Raw genomic sequence first — 16344 nt, forward strand, 5'->3', positions numbered from 1 at the left:
TACCCATGCCGGTGGCTACCTGCTCCGGCGTCCGCGCAGCCGCGCGGCGACGGCCATGCCGAGGAGCGCCAGCGCGCCGGCGCCGGTCCCGGCGAGGCCGGCCGACAGGCCCGGGGGCGTGTAGGCACAGTCGATCCGGTCCGCGCCGCCCTTCCCGAGCGGTACGCCGAGCAGCCCCTGGTAGGACACCGGCGGCCGGTCCGGGCCGCCGTCGACCGAGCAGCTCCAGCCCGGGGGAGCGGTGGTGGCGACCACGGCGGTGCCCGTGGAGCCCTTGGGGAGGCGGGCGGTCAGGGAGTGCCCGCCGGTCTCGACGGCTGCGCCGCCGGTCTCCCGCAGGGTCCGCACGGCCTGTTCGAAGGCCGGGACGTCCAGACAGCCGAGCGCGTCGGCCGGGAGCGACTGGCCGTCCTCGCCGGTGCGGACGGTGAAGGCGAAGCGGCCGTCGGCCGGGACGGTGCCCAGCTCCTTCAGCGGCGCCAGCCGCTGCGGCGGGTCGCCGTAGAAGCCTTCGGAGGCACCGCCGGCCGCCGCGACGTCGGCGCGCAGCGCGGGCGCGTAGAGGAAGGCGCGCGCTCCGGGCGTGCACCGCGCGGTGAAGGTGTTCCCGGCGGGAACGGCCTGGGCGTCCGCGGCCGTCGCGTTCGGGTCCGCGTCCGGGCTCAGCCGCAGGCCGCGCCGCGGGTCCTGGGCGCTGAGCGCGGGCACCTCGTACACCCGCGCGCCCAGCGCGGCCTGGCGCCGGGCCCACACCGAGTCCGCGGGGGCGCCGTACGCCCGGTCGCTGCCCGGCGGCCGTACGGCGACCAGTGGCAGCGCGGTCGTGCCGCGGGCCCGGGCCCCGTCGGTGTCGATGACGTCGACGGTGGTGCCGATGCCGAGGAGGGCCTGGAGGACGGGGTCCCGGACGGGCCACAGGTGGCGGCCGCCCATGGCCTCGCCGAGGCCGAGCCCGGCCAGCGCGTCGGCGGTCTCCTCGGTGATGTAGCTGCTGTAGTACGAGCCGCCCCCGGTGCCGAGCAGCATCGCGTCGTTGTTGGTGACGAAGACCCCGGGCCCGGGGTCCGTGCGCGTGGCGGGCCAGTCCTCGTGCGGGGCGAGCGCCCGACGGACGCCCAGCCCGAGCTCCGTCATGGTCTGGGCGCGGGCGGGGCCGCGCTTGGTGGGGTCGAGGAGGTCGGTGAGCCCGTAGACGGAGTACGCGCCCCCCGCGAGGACGGTGACGGCGAGCAGGGCGACGACGGCGCCGCGGGCCCGGCGCCGGCGCCCGCGCGCGTAGAGCAGCAGCAGGCCGGTGACGGCGGCCCCGCCCACGAGGCTGCCGGTCAGCGCGTGGCCCCCGACGGGCTGGGCGTCGTAGGTCAGGGCGAGCAGGAGGGAGAGCAGCGCTGCCCCGCCGAGCAGGGCCCGCGGCCGGGGCATCCGGGCCAGGCAGACCCAGGCGGCCATGGCCAGGAAGCCGCTGAGGACGAAGGACTCGCGGAAGGGGGCGCCGTGCGGGAGGGCGAGGCCCTGCCAGAGCTTCGCGGTGGGCGTGTACACGAAGGAGAGCGCGGTGAGGACGATCAGCGCCGTCCAGGCGATCCGCTCGCGCACCGGGACCCGGGACTGGAAGGGCAGCGCGAGGACCAGCAGGAGGACGAGGGAGCCGGTGAACACGTTGGGCGCCGAGGGGCTCGCGATGCTGCCGGGCAGGAACATCGCCAGGTAGCCGAGGGCGGGGGTGGCCACGCTGACGACGTACTTGTCGGTGGGCTGGGCCTGGGCGTTGGCCAGGGCGCACACCACGATGGCGGGGGCGGCGAGCAGCATGCCGGTGGCGGTCATGGTGGCGGCCCGCCACAGGACCCGGAGCCGGGTGCCGCTCCCGTGGCGGGCCGTGTCGGCGGTCGCCAGGCGCAGCAGCAGCACGAGCGCGGCGGCCAGGGTGGCCATGGCGGCGGTGTAGAAGTTCGCGTACCAGCACAGGGCGACGAGGAGGCTGCCGAGGACCCGGCGGCGGCCGGTCAGGCACCAGTCGGCGGCTATCCCGAGCAGCGGGAGCGCGACCAGGCCCCACATCCACATGGGGACGATGGCTCCCTCGGCCAGGTTCCAGCCGCAGAGGGCGTAGCCGACGGATATCAGGGCGCGCAGCCAGGGCGAGCCGGGGCGCAGTCGGCCGAGGAAGACGGTCATGGCGGCGGCGGCCAGGCCCATGCTGAACAGGCTGACCAGGAAGACGGGGAATTCGCTCTGGTCGCGGGGGAAGAGCCCGACGAGCCAGGAGAAGGGGTTGGCCAGGTAGGTGAAGAAGTCGCCGAGGAAGCCGACGCCGTAGCCGCTCTGCCAGTTGTAGAGGAGGTCGCCGGACGCCGCGCCGTGCTGGAGGTCCCACAGGTGGGTGTGGAAGGGCACGTACTGGTGGCGCAGGTCGTTGTCGGCGCGCGGGGACGGGCCGAAGGGGTAGGTGCCGTGGGCGGCGAGGCCCGCGCAGTACGCCGTCATGGACATGAGGGCGGAGACCAGGGCGGCGAGGGCGCCGGGGCGGCGCCGGCGCGCGGGCGTGCCGGGTCCGCCGCGCGCGCCGGGTGCGTCGGGTCTGTACCGGCCGCCCGTGGCGCGGGGCAGGACGGGGGCAGGGCTGGTCGGGACGTGACTCATCGGAATGCGGGCCTCGGGTCGGGTCGGGCGTGCTGCCGGGCCGGAGGGCCGCAGGGAAACGATCCTAGGTAAAGAGTCAGAAGATTCGAACACCGAATACGGACAGGATGAGCGCCAGCACCAGGAGGTAGAGGAACGTCGGGACGAGCCAGTGCGGCAGGATCCGCAGCGGGGACCCGGGCCGGGCGAGGTGCCGGCTGACGTACCAGAAGAGCGGGATCATGACCGCCCACACGACCATGCACCAGGGGCACAGCGCGCCGATCACGAACAGGCACTGGCCGATCAGCCACACCGTGAAGACGAAGCCCGCCGCGACCCCGACCCACACCCCCCGCCACAGCCAGCGCGGGAAGACCGCCCCGGCGAACAGCGCCAGGCCCAGCGCGGCCAGCGCCGCGAAGCCCGCGATGCCCAGGATCATGTTGGGGAAGCCCAGCAGGTTGCCCTGCCAGGTGGTCATCACATCGCCGCAGCTCAGGACCGCGTTCATGTTGCAGCCGGGGCTGAAGAGCGGGTCTTCCAGGGTGCGGATGCGGTCGTAGGTCAGCACGCAGGAGGAGAGCGTGCCGATCACGCCGCCGAGCAGCATCAGGAGGGGGAGGCCGCGCCGCCGGGCGCCGACCGAGTACTCGGGGGTCATCTTTTCGAGGTTACGAAGCCGGGCCGGGCCGGGGCAGGGCCGTCCGGCCCTGATCCGCATCCAGACGGAGTGTGGCATATCACCTTTTCCGGGCGCCCGGAAGATTCGATCGTCCTCGCCGAGCACGGATGATGGAGGGCATGCACGTCAAGCCCGTCGCCTCGGCGCTCCAATGGGTCCTGGCCACGGGCCGGCGACTCCCCGAGAGCTGGGCCGGGTCGCCCCGGGCGCTCGACGTCCTCACCTCCCTCGGCTGCCTCGCCCTGATGGCGCTCGACCTGCCGGGACTGGCCTCCGAGGACAACTCGCTCAACGCCCCGCAGGCCGCCGTGGTGCTCACCCTGGGGGCCGCCACCTTGTTGGTGCGGCGCCGGGCGCCGTGGCTCGCCTACCTCACCGCGCTGCTCTTCATCGGCTGGCTGCACGAACTGACCCTGATCCAGTTCGCGCTCTACTCGGTCGGTCGCTACCGCGGCCGGCGGGCCGGGATCCTCGCCACCGCCGGGTACGTCCTCTTCGCCTTCGCCCTCTTCAACCTGCCCGGGTGGCCCGAGGAGCGGGCGGACACCCTGAGCGGCTTCCTCAGCCTGGTCATCCCCATCGGCGTGCTGGCCGCCGCCGTCGGCATCGCCGCCTACCGGCACGACCTGGTGAGCGAGCTGGCCGTCCGGCGCGGCGAGGCGGCCGTCTACCAGGCCGTGGAGCAGGAGCGCCGCTCGGTCGCGCGGGACGTGCACGACTTCGTCGGGCGCGAGCTGACCCTGCTGACGGTGCGCTCCGAGGTGCTCTCGATGCGCACGCGCGAGTCCGCGTACGCCAAGGACTTCGAGGAGCTGGCCGACACCGCGCGCCGGGCCCACCTCGTGCTCAACGAGATCATCGTGCAGCGCGGCGAGCGGGCCTCCACCCCGGGCGTGGACGGGCTGCCCGGGCTCGCCGACGAGAGCGGCCGGGCCGGATCACCCGTCCGGCTCGTCATGGACCCGCAGGCGCGCTCCCTCTCGCCGCTGCGCCAGGCCGCCGTGTACCGGGTGGTCCAGGAGTGCCTGACGAACGCCGCCAAGCACGCGCGCGGCGAGACGATCGAGGTGTCCATCGGGGTCGACGGCCCGCAGCTGCGGATCGCGGTCGGCAACGGCCTGCCGGTGCGCGGCCCGGTGCGCGCCCCCGTCTCGGCCGGCTCGGGCACGGCGAGCATGGCCGAGCGCGTCCGCAGCCTGGGCGGCACCCTGACCACGACGCGCACGGACGACACCTACCTCGTCGTGGCCACCCTGCCGCGCGGCTGACCGCACCCGCGCGGGGGCGGTCGACCCGGCGCCGCTACTTCGCCGGGGACAGCAGCGAGTTGAGCGTGTCCATGTTCTCCACGCACTTGCCGGAGCCCAGGGCCACGCAGTCCAGCGGGTTCTCCGCGACGAAGACCGGGATGCCGGTCGCCGAGGCGAGGCGCAGCTCCAGCCCCGGCAGCAGTGCGCCGCCGCCGGTGAGCACGATCCCGTACTCCATCACGTCACCGGACAGTTCCGGCGGGCACTCCTCCAGGGTGGTGCGCACGGCCGCGATGATCGCCTCGACCGGCTCGTCGAGGGCCGAGCGGACGTCGTAGGCCGTCAGTTCCAGGGTCTTGGGCATCCCCGCGACCTTCTCGCGGCCGCGCACGGTGAAGGTGCGCTCCTCCAGCTCCGGGCGGCCCGGGACGGGCCAGGCGGAGCCGATGGCGCACTTGACGTCCTCGGCGGTCCGCTCGCCGATGAGCAGCGAGTGCTCCTTGCGCACGTAGTCGATGATCGCCGCGTCGAGCCGGTCCCCGCCGACCCGCAGCGACTGCGAGGTGACGATCCCGCCCAGGGAGATCACGGCGACCTCGGTGGTGCCCCCGCCGATGTCCACCACCATCGAGCCGCGCGGCTCCGAGACCGGCAGTCCGGCGCCGATCGCCGCCGCCATCGGTTCCTCGATCAGGTGGACGGCCTTGGCACCCGCCCGGGTCGAGGCGTGGACGATGGCCCGCCGCTCGACCGGGGTGACCCCGGACGGCACGCAGACCACCATGCGCGTGCGCGGCCTGCGGCCCGGCACGGCCTTGCGCACGAAGTGCCGGATCATCTCCTCCGCGGCCTCGTAATCGCAGATCACGCCGCCCTGGAGCGGGCGGATCGCGGTGATGGAGCCGGGGGTGCGGCCGATGGTCTCCTTGGCTTCCGTACCCACGGCCACAGCCGCCGTGGTCCCCGCCCGGACCGCCACCACGGACGGCTCATTGAGCACGATGCCGTGCCCCCGTGCGTAGACGAGGGTGTTCGCGGTCCCCAGGTCTATTCCTATGTCGCGGCTGGATCCTGTCTTATTGCTGCTGGCCTGCGGCATTTGTTCCCCAATCTCCTGCCGCAAGACTCGCATAACGATCTGGTCGCCCTTTGCGCCCAAGGTCCCGAAACGCCCGGGCCGAAAGTCCTTCCGCTCCCCGTCCGTAGACTGGGGCCCGTGAGTGAGCAGCAGCCTGAGAGCGACGACCGGCCCGACGAGTTCGACCAGATCGTGGCCGAAGAGACCGACCGCGACCCCGACCTGGCGGTGATCGAGGCCGGCAGCCGCACCCTGCGCGCCCATGGCGGTGCGCCGCAGGGCGACCAGGCCCCCTCCCGCCCCGAGGACCCGGAGGTGGAGCGGGCCCTGCGCGAGGTGGAGCAGGAGCTCGCCGGCCGCTGGGGGGAGACCAAGCTGGAGCCGTCCGTCACGCGCATCGAGGCGCTGATGGACGTCCTGGGGTCGCCGCAGCGCGCGTACCCCTCCATCCATGTCACCGGCACCAACGGCAAGACCAGCACGGCCCGCATGATCGAGGCGCTGCTGGTCGCCTTCGAGCTGCGCACCGGGCGCTACACCAGCCCGCACGTGCAGTCGATCACCGAGCGGATCAGCCTCGACGGGCTGCCGATCAGCCACGAGCGGTTCGTGGAGACCTACCACGACGTCAAGCCGTACGTGGAGATGGTCGACGCGGCCGAGGAGTACCGGCTGTCCTTCTTCGAGGTGCTCACCGGGATGGCCTACGCGGCCTTCGCGGACTCCCCCGTCGACGCGGCCGTGATCGAGGTCGGCATGGGCGGCAGCTGGGACGCCACCAACGTGATCGACGGCTCGGTCGCGGTGATCACCCCGATCAGCCTGGACCACACGGACCGGCTCGGCTCCACTCCCGGCGAGATCGCGCAGGAGAAGGGCGGGATCATCAAGCAGGGCGCCGCCGTGATCCTCGCGCAGCAGCCGGTGGACGCCGCGCAGGTGCTGCTGAAGAAGGCCGTGGAGGTGGACGCGACCGTGGCCCGCGAGGGCATGGAGTTCGGCGTGGTCGCCCGCGAGGTCGCGGTCGGCGGTCAGCACCTGACCCTGCGCGGGCTGGGCGGCGAGTACGAGGGCATCTTCCTGCCGCTGTACGGCGCCCACATGGCCCACAACGCGGCGGTGGCCCTGGCGGCCGTCGAGGCGTTCTTCGGGATCGGCGCCGAGCACGCGCGTCCGCTGGACGTGGACACCGTGCGCAAGGCCTTCGCCTCCGTGTCCTCCCCGGGCCGGATGGAGGTCGTCCGGCGCAGCCCCACGGTGGTGCTGGACGCCGCGCACAACCCGGCGGGCGCCCTGGCCACGGCCGCGGCGGTCACCGAGTCCTTCGGCTTCAGCCGGCTCATCGGCGTGGTCGCCGCGAGCGAGGGCAAGGACGTCAGGGGGGTCCTGGAGGCCTTCGAGCCGATCTTCGCCGAGGTCGTGATCACCGAGAACACCAGCCACCGGGCGATGGGCGCGGACGAGCTGGCCGCCGTCGCCGTGGAGGTCTTCGGCGCCGAGCGGGTGCAGGTGGAGCCCCGTTTGGACGATGCGCTGGAGGCGGCCATCACCCTGGCGGAGGAAGAGGCCGAATTCGGAGGGGCCGGGGTCCTGGTGACCGGCTCCGTCATCACGGTGGGCGAGGCACGCCTGCTGTTCAAGAGGGGCTGAGGACATGCGCACGCTCTGTGCCAGCACGCTGATCGGCGAGTTCTTCGTGATCGGCTTCGCCGGTCTGGTCGCGATGAAGAACCCGGACCTGACGCAGGCCGCGGTCTGGACGGTCTGCGGGGTCACCATGCTGCTGTCGGTGCTGCTGTGCGGGATGCTCTCGCGCCCCGGCGCCGTCCAGATCGGGTGGGCGCTGCAGATCGGGCTGGTCCTGAGCGGGTTCGTCGTTCCGACGATGTTCATCCTCGGTGCGGTGTTCGCGGGCCTGTGGTGGTGTTCCGTGCACTACGGGCGGAAGATCGACGTCATCAAGGCCCGCTGGGCCGCGCAGGCGGAGGCGGCCGCTCCTGACGCTGCGTGACGGGGGCCCGTACGGCCCCTGTAGCCTCGACGCACCGCACCCGTATGCCGCAAGGAGTTAGAACATGACCCAGCGCACTCTCGTCCTGCTCAAGCCCGACGCCGTCCGTCGTGGTCTGATCGGCGAGGTCATCGGCCGGATCGAGCGCAAGGCCGGCTGGACCATCCCCGCGCTGGAGCTGCGGACGCTGGACCAGGAGACGCTGGAGGCGCACTACGGGGAGCACAAGGGCAAGCCGTTCTACGAGCCCCTCATGGGCTTCATGTCCTCCGGCCCGATCGTCGCCCTGGTGGTCGAAGGGGAACGCGTGATCGAGGGTGTCCGCCAGCTGGCCGGACCCACTGACCCGATCGCCGCGGCGCCGGGGTCCATCCGGGGTGACTTCGGCACCATCACCCGGGAGAACCTGATCCACGCGTCGGATTCCGAGGAGTCCGCCGAGCGGGAGCTGAAGCTGTTCTTCCCGGCTCTCTGATGACTCTTTCCTGACGGAACATCAGCCGAATAGCGCTCATGACCTGGGGCGACCGAATTAATTTCGGTCGCCCTTCGGTATTAACGGGTGATCACGGGAACGTATGCGCAGGACGCGACGTCACCACTAGGGGGCGGGTTTCCGTTCCGGCGGGATTGCCGGAGTCCCGTCGCGCGGTGCCCGTACTTGCGGCATTACGATGGGGCCTCCACCCACACACCCACCTCGCCGACCTGACAGCAGCCGCTATCAACTGGAAGGCCAGACGCTCCTCATGGGGAACAAGGGGAACACTATGTCGTTCATCGGCCGTGACATGGCGATCGACCTCGGGACCGCCAACACGCTGGTGTACGTGAGGGGCCGGGGTATCGTCCTGAACGAGCCGTCCGTGGTCGCCATCAACACGAACACCGGTGGCATTCTGGCGGTCGGTTCCGAAGCGAAGAAGATGATCGGGCGCACGCCCGGCAACATCGTCGCCGTACGCCCGCTCAAGGACGGCGTGATCGCCGACTTCGAGATCACCGAGCGCATGCTCCGGTACTTCATCCTCAAGATCCACAAGCGCCGCTACCTGGCCCGTCCGCGCGTCGTGGTCTGCGTACCCTCCGGCATCACGGGAGTGGAGCGGCGCGCCGTCATCGAGGCGTCCACGCAGGCCGGCGCCCGCCAGGTGCACATCATCGAAGAGCCCATGGCCGCCGCCATCGGCTCGGGCCTGCCCGTCCACGAGGCCACCGGCAACATGGTCGTGGACATCGGCGGCGGCACCACCGAGGTCGCCGTCATCTCGCTCGGCGGAATCGTCACGGCGCAGTCCATCCGGGTGGCCGGTGACGAGCTGGACAACGCGATCATCCAGCACATCAAGAAGGAGTACTCGCTCCTCCTCGGCGAGCGCACCGCCGAGCAGATCAAGATCACCATCGGGTCGGCGTACGACCTCGACAAGGACGAGCACACCGAGATCCGCGGCCGCGACCTCGTCTCGGGCCTGCCCAAGACCGTGGTCATCTCCGCGGCCGAGGTGCGCAAGGCCATCGAGGAGCCCGTCAACGCCATCGTCGACGCGGTCAAGACGACCCTGGACAAGTGCCCGCCGGAGCTGTCCGGCGACATCATGGACCGCGGCATCGTCCTCACCGGCGGCGGCGCCCTGCTGCGCGGCCTCGACGAGCGGCTGCGCCGCGAGACCGGCATGCCGATCCACATCGCCGAGGACCCCCTCGACTCGGTGGCCCTCGGATCCGGCAAGTGCGTGGAGGAGTTCGAGGCGCTCCAGCAGGTCCTGGACGCGCAGCCCCGCCGCTGACCCGCCCCGCCGCGCGCCCCTCTGCCAGGGGGCCCACGGGGCGGACGGCCTTGCGGAACACAAGGATCCGCCGTACGGGTGCTGTCGCTCCCGTACGGCGGATCGTTGATATACAGGCAGGGAAATATTCCGACGAGGAAGGCACGGCCGCCGCACGTGAGGGACACACGAGAGAGCCGGCTGCTCCTGGTGCTGCTGATCGCCATCGCGTTCGCATTGATCACGGTGGACATCAGAGCGGGCGAGGAGTCACCGGTCGACGGTGCCCGGCAGGCCGCCGCAGCGGTCTTCGGCCCGGTCGAGAAGGGCGTGGCGACCGCGGTGGACCCGGTCGCCAACGCCATAGGGGCGGTGCGCGACTCCGGAGAGCGCCACAACCGCATCACCGTGCTCGAAGGCGAGAACGCCGCGCTCAAGGCCAAGCTGGGCAGCGACGACCGCAACAAGAGCCGGATCCACGAGCTGGACGAGATGCTCAAGCGCGCCGGTTCCGGCCAGTACGGCATCAAGGGCGCCGAGGTCATCGCCATAGGAGCGGCCCAGGGCTTCTCCTGGACCGTGACCATCGACGCCGGCAGCAAGGACGGCATCGAACGCGACATGACCGTCCTCAACGGCGACGGACTCGTCGGCCGGGTCACCACCGTCGGCCCCGACACCGCCACCGTCGTCCTGGCCAACGACCCGGACTTCACGGTGGGCACCCGCCTGGAGAAGACCGGCGAGCTCGGCTTCGCCACCGGCCAGGGCGACCGCGCCCTGTCCGTCCAGATGCTCAACGGCAAGGCCAAGGTCAGCCCCGGCGACCGCCTCGTCACCTTCGGCTCGCGCGGCAACAAGCCCTTCGTGCCCGGCGTCCCGATCGGCGAGGTGGTCAAGGTCGACCCCTCCCGCGGCGACCTCACCCGCACGATCTGGGTCCGCCCCTACGTCGGCTTCTCCCGCCTCGACATCGTCGGCGTCGTGGTCATGCCGCCCCGGCAGGACCCGCGCGACGCCGTCCTGCCGCCCAAGCCCGAGGGACCCAAGCCGACGCCGACCGTCACCGTCACCGTCGCGCCGTCCCCCAGCGGGTCCGCCAAGCCGGCCGACGAGTAGGAGCCGACCGCCATGCGCTTCAACCGCATCCTGCTCTCCACGACCCTGGTCGTGGTCGCCCTCGTCGTCCAGGTCAGCGTGCTGGGGCGGCTCCAGCTGCCCGGCGCCGTCCCCGACCTGGTCCTGCTCACCGTCGTCGCCCTCGCCCTGGTCTACGGACCGGTCAGCGGCGCCCTGATCGGCTTCAGCGCCGGACTGCTGACCGACCTGGCCCCGCCGGCCGACCACGCCGCCGGCCGCTACGCCCTGGTGCTCTGCCTCACCGGGTACGTCTGCGGGCTGGTGCGGCCCGACACCGGGCGCTTCCGCTCGGCCTGGGGGCCGATGCTCACCGTGGTGGCCGCCGCCGTCGGCTCCACGCTGCTCTACGCGGGCGTGGGCGCCCTGGTCGGCGACACCGCCGCCCGCCACGTCGGGCTGACCGGACTGCTGTTCACCGCGGTCCTCTACGACCTGCTGCTCGCACCCTTCACGGTGCCGTTCCTGATGGCGCTGGCCCGGCGCGCGGAGAACGACCCGATGGCCGTCGAGGCCAACGGCGGCCCGGCGCAGGGCGCCGACGTGGCCTCCGGCTGGCTCTCGGGCGGCACGGGCCTGCGCATCGGCAGCCAGCGCGGCGGTCTACGGATGAAGACCGCGCGCGGCCGGGCGAACAAGGCCGTGCGCATAAAGGGCGTCAAGGGGGTCAAGGGCGTGAAGAGCGTCAAGGGCGTCAAGAAGCTGTGACGGGGGACCGCGCGTGACCAACATTCCCGAGACCGGCCGCACCCCCCGGGTGCAGATCCGGCTCGTCATCCTCCAGGTGCTCGTCTTCTCGCTGCTGCTCACCCTCGGCGGGCGGCTGTGGTACCTCCAGATCCGCAACGGCGCGGAGTACGCGGACGAGGCCAAGAACAACCACGTCCAGCAGGTCGTCCAGCCCGCCGTGCGCGGCTCGCTCCTCGACGCCCGCGGGGTCGCGCTCGCCGACAACGAGACCCGTCTGGTCGTCTCCGCCAGCCGCACCGAGCTGATGAAGATAAAGGACAAGGGCAAGGACGTCCTGACCCGGCTGGCCGGGGTCCTGGACATGAAGCCGCAGGAGGTCATGGACAAGGTCCGCCTCTGCGACTCCAAGACCCCCCAGCCGTGCTGGAACGGCTCCCCGTACCAGCCGATCCCGGTCACCCTCGAAGCGACCACGCAGCAGGCCCTGCAGATCCGCGAGCGGCCCGAGGACTTCCCCGGCATCACCGCCGAGCCCACCGCCGTACGCCGCTACCCGGCCCCCGGCGGCGCCAACACCGGCCAGGTCCTCGGCTACCTCTCGCCCGTCACCGACAGCGAGATCCAGAGCGCCAAGACCACCAACTCCCCGTTCCTGCGCTCCGACCAGGTCGGCCGCTTCGGCCTGGAACGCACCTACGACAAGGCGCTGCGCGGCAAGTCGGGCGTCACCCGCTACGAGGTGGACAACCTCGGCCGCGTCATCGGTGAGGCCAAGAACGACCCCGCGGTCCCCGGCGCCAACGTGGTCACCAGCATCGACTCCCGGGTCCAGGCCGTCACCGAGTACGAGCTGAACGCGGCCATGGTCGAGGCCCGCAAGCAGAACGACCGCAACACCGGCGTCAACTACAAGGCCGACGCGGGCGCCGTCGTCGTCCTGGAGTCCAAGACCGGCCGCGTCGTGGCCATGGCCTCCAACCCGACCTACGACCCCAACGTCTGGGTCGGCGGGATCTCCGGCAAGGACTACGCCAAGCTCACCGCCAAGGAGTCCAACGTCCCGCTGATGAACCGGGCGATCCAGGGCCAGGCCGCCCCCGGCTCCATCTTCAAGGTCATCCCGACCGCCGCCGCCGTGAACGCCGGGTACGCCTTCGACGGCAACTACCCCTGCCCCAGCTCGTACTCCATCGGCGGCCAGGTCTTCAAGAACTTCGAGTCCCAGGGCCACGGTTCGATCACCCTCGGCCAGGCCCTGGAGGTCTCCTGCGACACCGTCTTCTACGCCCTCGCCCACCAGCAGTGGCAGAAGGACGGCGCGCTCAAGCCGGTGAAGAACCCGGCGGACATCTTCTACAAGACGGCCCACGAGTTCGGTCTCGGTGCCGAGACCCACGTCGACCTGCCGGGCGAGGAGAAGGGCCGGGTCCCCGACCGCCAGTGGAAGCAGCGGTTCTGGGAGGCCAACAAGGACCAGTGGTGCAAGGTCGGCAAGAAGGGCGGCACCTACATCGAGCTGCTCTCCTACGAGAACTGCCTCGAAGGCAACATGATGCGCGCCGGTGACTCCGTCAACTACTCGATCGGCCAGGGCGACACCCTCGTCACCCCGATCCAGATGGCGACCATCTACGCCGCCATCGCCAACGGCGGCACCATGTGGAACCCCACGATCGGCAAGGCGGTCGTCAGCGCCGACGGCAAGAACGTCCAGGAGATCAAGCCCCAGGCCCACGGCAAGCTGCCGATGGACGAGAAGACCCGGTCGCAGATAAACGATGCGCTGGAGGGCGTCGCCACGCGCGGCACCGCCGCCTGGCGCTTCGGCGGCTGGCCGCAGAAGCAGATCCCGATGCACGCCAAGACCGGCACCGCCGAGGTCTACGGCAAGCAGACGACGTCCTGGTTCGCCACGTACACCGAGGACTACACGATCGTGATGACGATCTCCCAGGGTGGTACCGGTTCCGGCGCCTCCGGTCCCGCCGTGCGCAACATCTACAACGCGATCTACGGTCTCGACATGGCCGGCAAGCAGGACCTCTCCAAGGCCCTGCTGCCGCACCCCGAGACGGCGCTCCCCACGATCCAGCCCGACGGCTCGATCGACGCGCCCGAGGTCAAGCCCTACGTGCCGCCGAGCCCGACGGACGCCCCGGCGCCCGCCGCCGGCCCGCCGCGCAGCCCGGGAACCGGGAGGCAGGACTGATGCCCGGACCGAACACCTTCTCCGTCTCCCGCTACGCCCCCGACCGGGGCGCGCTCGGCAAGCTCACCGCCCGGGACTCGGTGCTGCGGCGCCTGGACTGGCCGATACTGCTCAGCGCGCTGGCGCTGTCCTTCATCGGCTCGCTGCTGGTGTGGTCGGCCACCCGCAACCGCACCACGCTGAACAACGGGGACCCGTACTACTTCCTCTTCCGGCACGCCATGAACACCGGCATCGGCCTGGTGCTGATGATCGGCACGGTCTGGCTCGGCCACCGCACCCTGCGCGGCGCGGTGCCGATCCTCTACGGGCTCTCGCTGGTCCTGGTCCTGGCCGTGCTGACCCCGCTCGGCGCGACCATCAACGGCGCGCACGCCTGGATCGTCATCGGCGGCGGCTTCTCGCTCCAGCCCTCCGAGTTCTGCAAGATCACCATCATCCTGATCATGGCGATGCTGCTCTCGGCCCGGGTGGACGCGGGGGACCTCGACCACCCCGACCACCGCACCGTGATCAAGGCGCTCTGCCTGGCCGCCGCGCCCATGGGCATCGTCATGCTGATGCCCGACCTCGGCTCGGTCATGGTCATGCTGGTCATCGTGCTCGGGGTGCTGCTGGCCTCCGGGGCCTCCAACCGGTGGGTGCTCGGGCTGCTCGGATCCGGCGCGCTGGGCGCCGTACTCATCTGGCAGCTCGGCATCCTCGACGAGTACCAGATCAACCGCTTCGCGGCCTTCGCGAACCCGGCCCTGGACCCGGCGGGCGTCGGCTACAACACCAACCAGGCGCGGATCGCGATCGGCTCCGGCAAGCTGTTGGGCGAGGGGCTCTTCCAGGGCTCCCAGACCACCGGCCAGTTCGTGCCGGAGCAGCAGACCGACTTCGTCTTCACCGTGGCGGGGGAGGAGCTGGGCTTCGTCGGGGCCGGGCTGATCCTGGTCCTGCTCGGGGTGGTGCTCTGGCGCGCCTGCATGATCGCCCGGGAGACCACCGAGCTGTACGGGACGATCGTGGCCGCCGGGATCATCGCCTGGTTCGCCTTCCAGGCCTTCGAGAACATCGGCATGACGCTCGGCATCATGCCGGTGGCCGGGCTGCCGCTGCCGTTCGTCTCCTACGGAGGATCGTCGATGTTCGCCGTGTGGGTGGCCATCGGACTGTTGCAGTCGATCAGGGTGCAACGGCCGATGTCGGCCTGAGGGGCCGGTCTCGGCCGGATGTGTGGCCGATGCCCGGCCGTCCCCGGCGTTCGCCTTCACTTCGCCCTCCGTTCAGGTCTACGTTCGTTGCATGGCGGAGACCAAGCGCGAGGTCGAGCGGAAATTCGAGTTCACGAGCGTCAAGGCGGGACGGCGCGGAGTGCCCGACCTGACGGGCACGGCCGGCATCGCCACGGCCCTGGACCGCGGCACCGTCGACCTCGACGCGGTCTACTACGACACCCCCGACCAGCGGCTCGCCGCCGACGGCCTGACCCTGCGGCGTAGGACCGGCGGCGAGGACGCCGGCTGGCACCTCAAGCTCCCCGTCTCGCCCGGGGTCCGCGACGAGGTGCGCGCGGGACTCACCGACGGCGTGCCGCGCGCCCTCACCGCCCTGCTGCGCTCCCGGGTCCGCGACGCGGCGCTCGTTCCGCAGATGCGGCTGCTGTCCTCGCGCAAGGTGCTCCACCTCCTGGACGCCGGGGGAGCGCTGCTCGCGGAGCTGAGCACCGATGCCGTGCGCGCCGAGGGCCACGACACCACCGCCGCCTGGACCGAGGTGGAGGTCGAACTCGCCGACGACGTCGACCCCGCCCTGCTCGACGCCGTCGAGAAGCGCTTCCGCAAGGCCGGACTCACCGTCAGCGCCGCCCCCTCCAAACTCGCCCGCGCCCTCGCCGAGACCGGATCCGCGCCCGCCCCCCGGCCCGGCACCGACCCGGTCGACGACACCGCGGGCGCCCACGTCCTCGCGTACCTGCGCGCCCAGCGCGACGCCCTCGTCGCCCAGGACCCGGCCGTCCGGCGCGGCCTGCCCGACTCCGTGCACCAGATGCGCGTCGCCACCCGCCGCCTGCGCAGCGCGCTGCGCACCTCCCGCCGCGTCCTGGACCGCGAGCGCACCGACCCGCTCGGCCAGGAGCTGCGCTGGCTCGCCGGCGAGCTCGGCGTCGACCGCGACCAGGAGGTCCTCCTGGAACGCCTGCGCACCCGCCTCGGCGAACTCCCGCAGACCCTGGTGCTCGGCCCCGTCCGCGCCCGCCTGCGGATCTGGAACACCTCCCGCCGCTCCGGCTCCCGGCGCCGCGCCCTCGCCACCCTCGACGGCAAGCGCTACCTCGCCCTGCTCGACGCCCTGGACGCGCTGCTCCAGGACCCGCCGCTGCTCCCGGCCGCCGCGAAGCCGGCCCCACGGGTCCTGCCCAAGGCGGTGCTCGCCGACTACGAACGCCTCTCCGGCCGGATCGGCGCGGCGCTCGCCCTCACCCCGGGCGAGGACCGGGACCTGGCCCTGCACGACGCGCGCAAGGCCGCCAAGCGCGCCCGCTACGCGGCGGAAATCCTCGTACCGGCCCTCGGCGACCCGGCGAAACGGCTGGCCAAGGCCATGAAGTCGGTCCAGACCCTGCTCGGCGACCACCAGGACAGCGTGGTCGCCCGCGACGCCCTGCGCGCCCTGGCCGTCCAGGCGAACGGCGCGGGGGAGTCCTCCTTCACCTGGGGTCTGCTGCACGGCCGCGAGGAGGCCCTGGCCGAGCGCCGCGAACGCGAACTCCCCGAAGTCTGGGCCGAAGCCTCGGACCCGCGGCTCCGGGCCCCGCTGGGCGGTTAGTCGGTGATCGGGGCGGCGGGGGGCGCCTGTGCCCCGGGGTACGCTTGAGAGTCGCCCCCTGCCCGCTTCACGAAAGTCG

At 71.9% G+C, this 16344-nt stretch carries 13 protein-coding genes; 10 read left to right on the top strand and 3 right to left on the bottom strand.

Translation table 11 applies throughout. The features are described from left to right. Positions 1-15: 15 nt before the first annotated feature. Entirely contained in the window at positions 16-2643 is a 2628-nt protein-coding gene (locus tag ACIBEA_RS34270) for a YfhO family protein (RefSeq protein WP_399267096.1), read from the bottom strand. Positions 2644-2719: 76 nt separating this feature from the next. Beyond that, positions 2720-3286 (bottom strand): vitamin K epoxide reductase family protein, encoded by a 567-nt coding sequence (locus ACIBEA_RS34275; RefSeq protein WP_399267097.1) that lies wholly within the window; start codon positions 3284-3286, stop codon positions 2720-2722. 140 nt (positions 3287-3426) lie between these two features. Between ACIBEA_RS34275 and ACIBEA_RS34280 the strand changes: the two genes are divergently transcribed. Then, complete coding sequence (locus ACIBEA_RS34280) at positions 3427-4575, top strand: sensor histidine kinase (protein WP_399267098.1); 1149 nt, start codon at positions 3427-3429, stop codon at positions 4573-4575. A gap of 34 nt (positions 4576-4609) precedes the next feature. On the opposite strand, the gene ACIBEA_RS34285 is transcribed toward ACIBEA_RS34280, so the two are convergent. Continuing rightward, on the bottom strand, positions 4610-5656 hold the full coding sequence (locus ACIBEA_RS34285; RefSeq protein ID WP_399267099.1) for a rod shape-determining protein: 1047 nt from the start codon (positions 5654-5656) through the stop codon (positions 4610-4612). A gap of 117 nt (positions 5657-5773) precedes the next feature. Here ACIBEA_RS34285 and ACIBEA_RS34290 point away from each other — a divergent pair, with 117 nt between their 5' ends. The 9 genes from ACIBEA_RS34290 (at position 5774) to ACIBEA_RS34330 (ending at position 16265) form a co-directional block, all read left to right on the top strand. Continuing rightward, complete coding sequence (locus ACIBEA_RS34290) at positions 5774-7285, top strand: bifunctional folylpolyglutamate synthase/dihydrofolate synthase (protein WP_399267100.1); 1512 nt, start codon at positions 5774-5776, stop codon at positions 7283-7285. A 4-nt stretch (positions 7286-7289) separates the two neighbouring features. Next, positions 7290-7646 (top strand): DUF4233 domain-containing protein, encoded by a 357-nt coding sequence (locus tag ACIBEA_RS34295; protein WP_399267101.1) that lies wholly within the window; start codon positions 7290-7292, stop codon positions 7644-7646. Between the two features lie 64 nt (positions 7647-7710). After that, positions 7711-8121 carry a nucleoside-diphosphate kinase gene (gene ndk / locus ACIBEA_RS34300; protein ID WP_354380244.1) on the top strand — a complete coding sequence of 137 codons (411 nt, stop codon included), beginning with the start codon at positions 7711-7713 and terminating at the stop codon, positions 8119-8121. A 295-nt stretch (positions 8122-8416) separates the two neighbouring features. Continuing rightward, the gene (locus ACIBEA_RS34305; RefSeq protein ID WP_008738981.1) at positions 8417-9436 is read left to right on the top strand and encodes a rod shape-determining protein; all 1020 of its coding nucleotides are present in this window, start codon (positions 8417-8419) and stop codon (positions 9434-9436) included. 156 nt (positions 9437-9592) lie between these two features. Continuing rightward, on the top strand, positions 9593-10534 hold the full coding sequence (gene mreC / locus ACIBEA_RS34310; RefSeq protein ID WP_399267102.1) for a rod shape-determining protein MreC: 942 nt from the start codon (positions 9593-9595) through the stop codon (positions 10532-10534). A gap of 12 nt (positions 10535-10546) precedes the next feature. Beyond that, positions 10547-11260 (top strand): rod shape-determining protein MreD, encoded by a 714-nt coding sequence (gene mreD, locus ACIBEA_RS34315; RefSeq protein ID WP_354380242.1) that lies wholly within the window; start codon positions 10547-10549, stop codon positions 11258-11260. A 13-nt stretch (positions 11261-11273) separates the two neighbouring features. Then, positions 11274-13451: a penicillin-binding protein 2 gene (gene mrdA / locus ACIBEA_RS34320; RefSeq protein WP_399267103.1), complete on the top strand. Its 2178-nt coding sequence runs from the start codon at positions 11274-11276 to the stop codon at positions 13449-13451. Further along, on the top strand, positions 13451-14650 hold the full coding sequence (gene rodA, locus ACIBEA_RS34325; protein ID WP_399267104.1) for a rod shape-determining protein RodA: 1200 nt from the start codon (positions 13451-13453) through the stop codon (positions 14648-14650). Before mrdA ends, rodA begins: the two co-directional genes overlap by 1 nt. Before the next feature lie 91 nt (positions 14651-14741). Beyond that, positions 14742-16265: a CHAD domain-containing protein gene (locus ACIBEA_RS34330; protein WP_399267105.1), complete on the top strand. Its 1524-nt coding sequence runs from the start codon at positions 14742-14744 to the stop codon at positions 16263-16265. Positions 16266-16344 lie beyond the last annotated feature (79 nt).

It is taken from the genome of Streptomyces sp. NPDC051555 (genome assembly GCF_044454405.1).
Lineage (GTDB): Bacteria > Actinomycetota > Actinomycetes > Streptomycetales > Streptomycetaceae > Streptomyces.

Excerpts from the sequence above, each read along its gene's own strand:
- ACIBEA_RS34270 (WP_399267096.1), bottom strand. The coding sequence starts at position 2,643 with ATGAGTCACGTCCCGACCAGCCCTGCCCCCGTCCTGCCCCGCGCCACG.
- ACIBEA_RS34275 (WP_399267097.1), bottom strand. The coding sequence starts at position 3,286 with ATGACCCCCGAGTACTCGGTCGGCGCCCGGCGGCGCGGCCTCCCCCTC.
- ACIBEA_RS34280 (WP_399267098.1), top strand. The coding sequence starts at position 3,427 with ATGCACGTCAAGCCCGTCGCCTCGGCGCTCCAATGGGTCCTGGCCACG.
- ACIBEA_RS34285 (WP_399267099.1), bottom strand. The coding sequence starts at position 5,656 with ATGCCGCAGGCCAGCAGCAATAAGACAGGATCCAGCCGCGACATAGGA.
- ACIBEA_RS34295 (WP_399267101.1), top strand. The coding sequence starts at position 7,290 with ATGCGCACGCTCTGTGCCAGCACGCTGATCGGCGAGTTCTTCGTGATC.
- ndk (WP_354380244.1), top strand. The coding sequence starts at position 7,711 with ATGACCCAGCGCACTCTCGTCCTGCTCAAGCCCGACGCCGTCCGTCGT.
- ACIBEA_RS34305 (WP_008738981.1), top strand. The coding sequence starts at position 8,417 with ATGTCGTTCATCGGCCGTGACATGGCGATCGACCTCGGGACCGCCAAC.
- mreD (WP_354380242.1), top strand. The coding sequence starts at position 10,547 with ATGCGCTTCAACCGCATCCTGCTCTCCACGACCCTGGTCGTGGTCGCC.
- rodA (WP_399267104.1), top strand. The coding sequence starts at position 13,451 with ATGCCCGGACCGAACACCTTCTCCGTCTCCCGCTACGCCCCCGACCGG.
- ACIBEA_RS34330 (WP_399267105.1), top strand. The coding sequence starts at position 14,742 with ATGGCGGAGACCAAGCGCGAGGTCGAGCGGAAATTCGAGTTCACGAGC.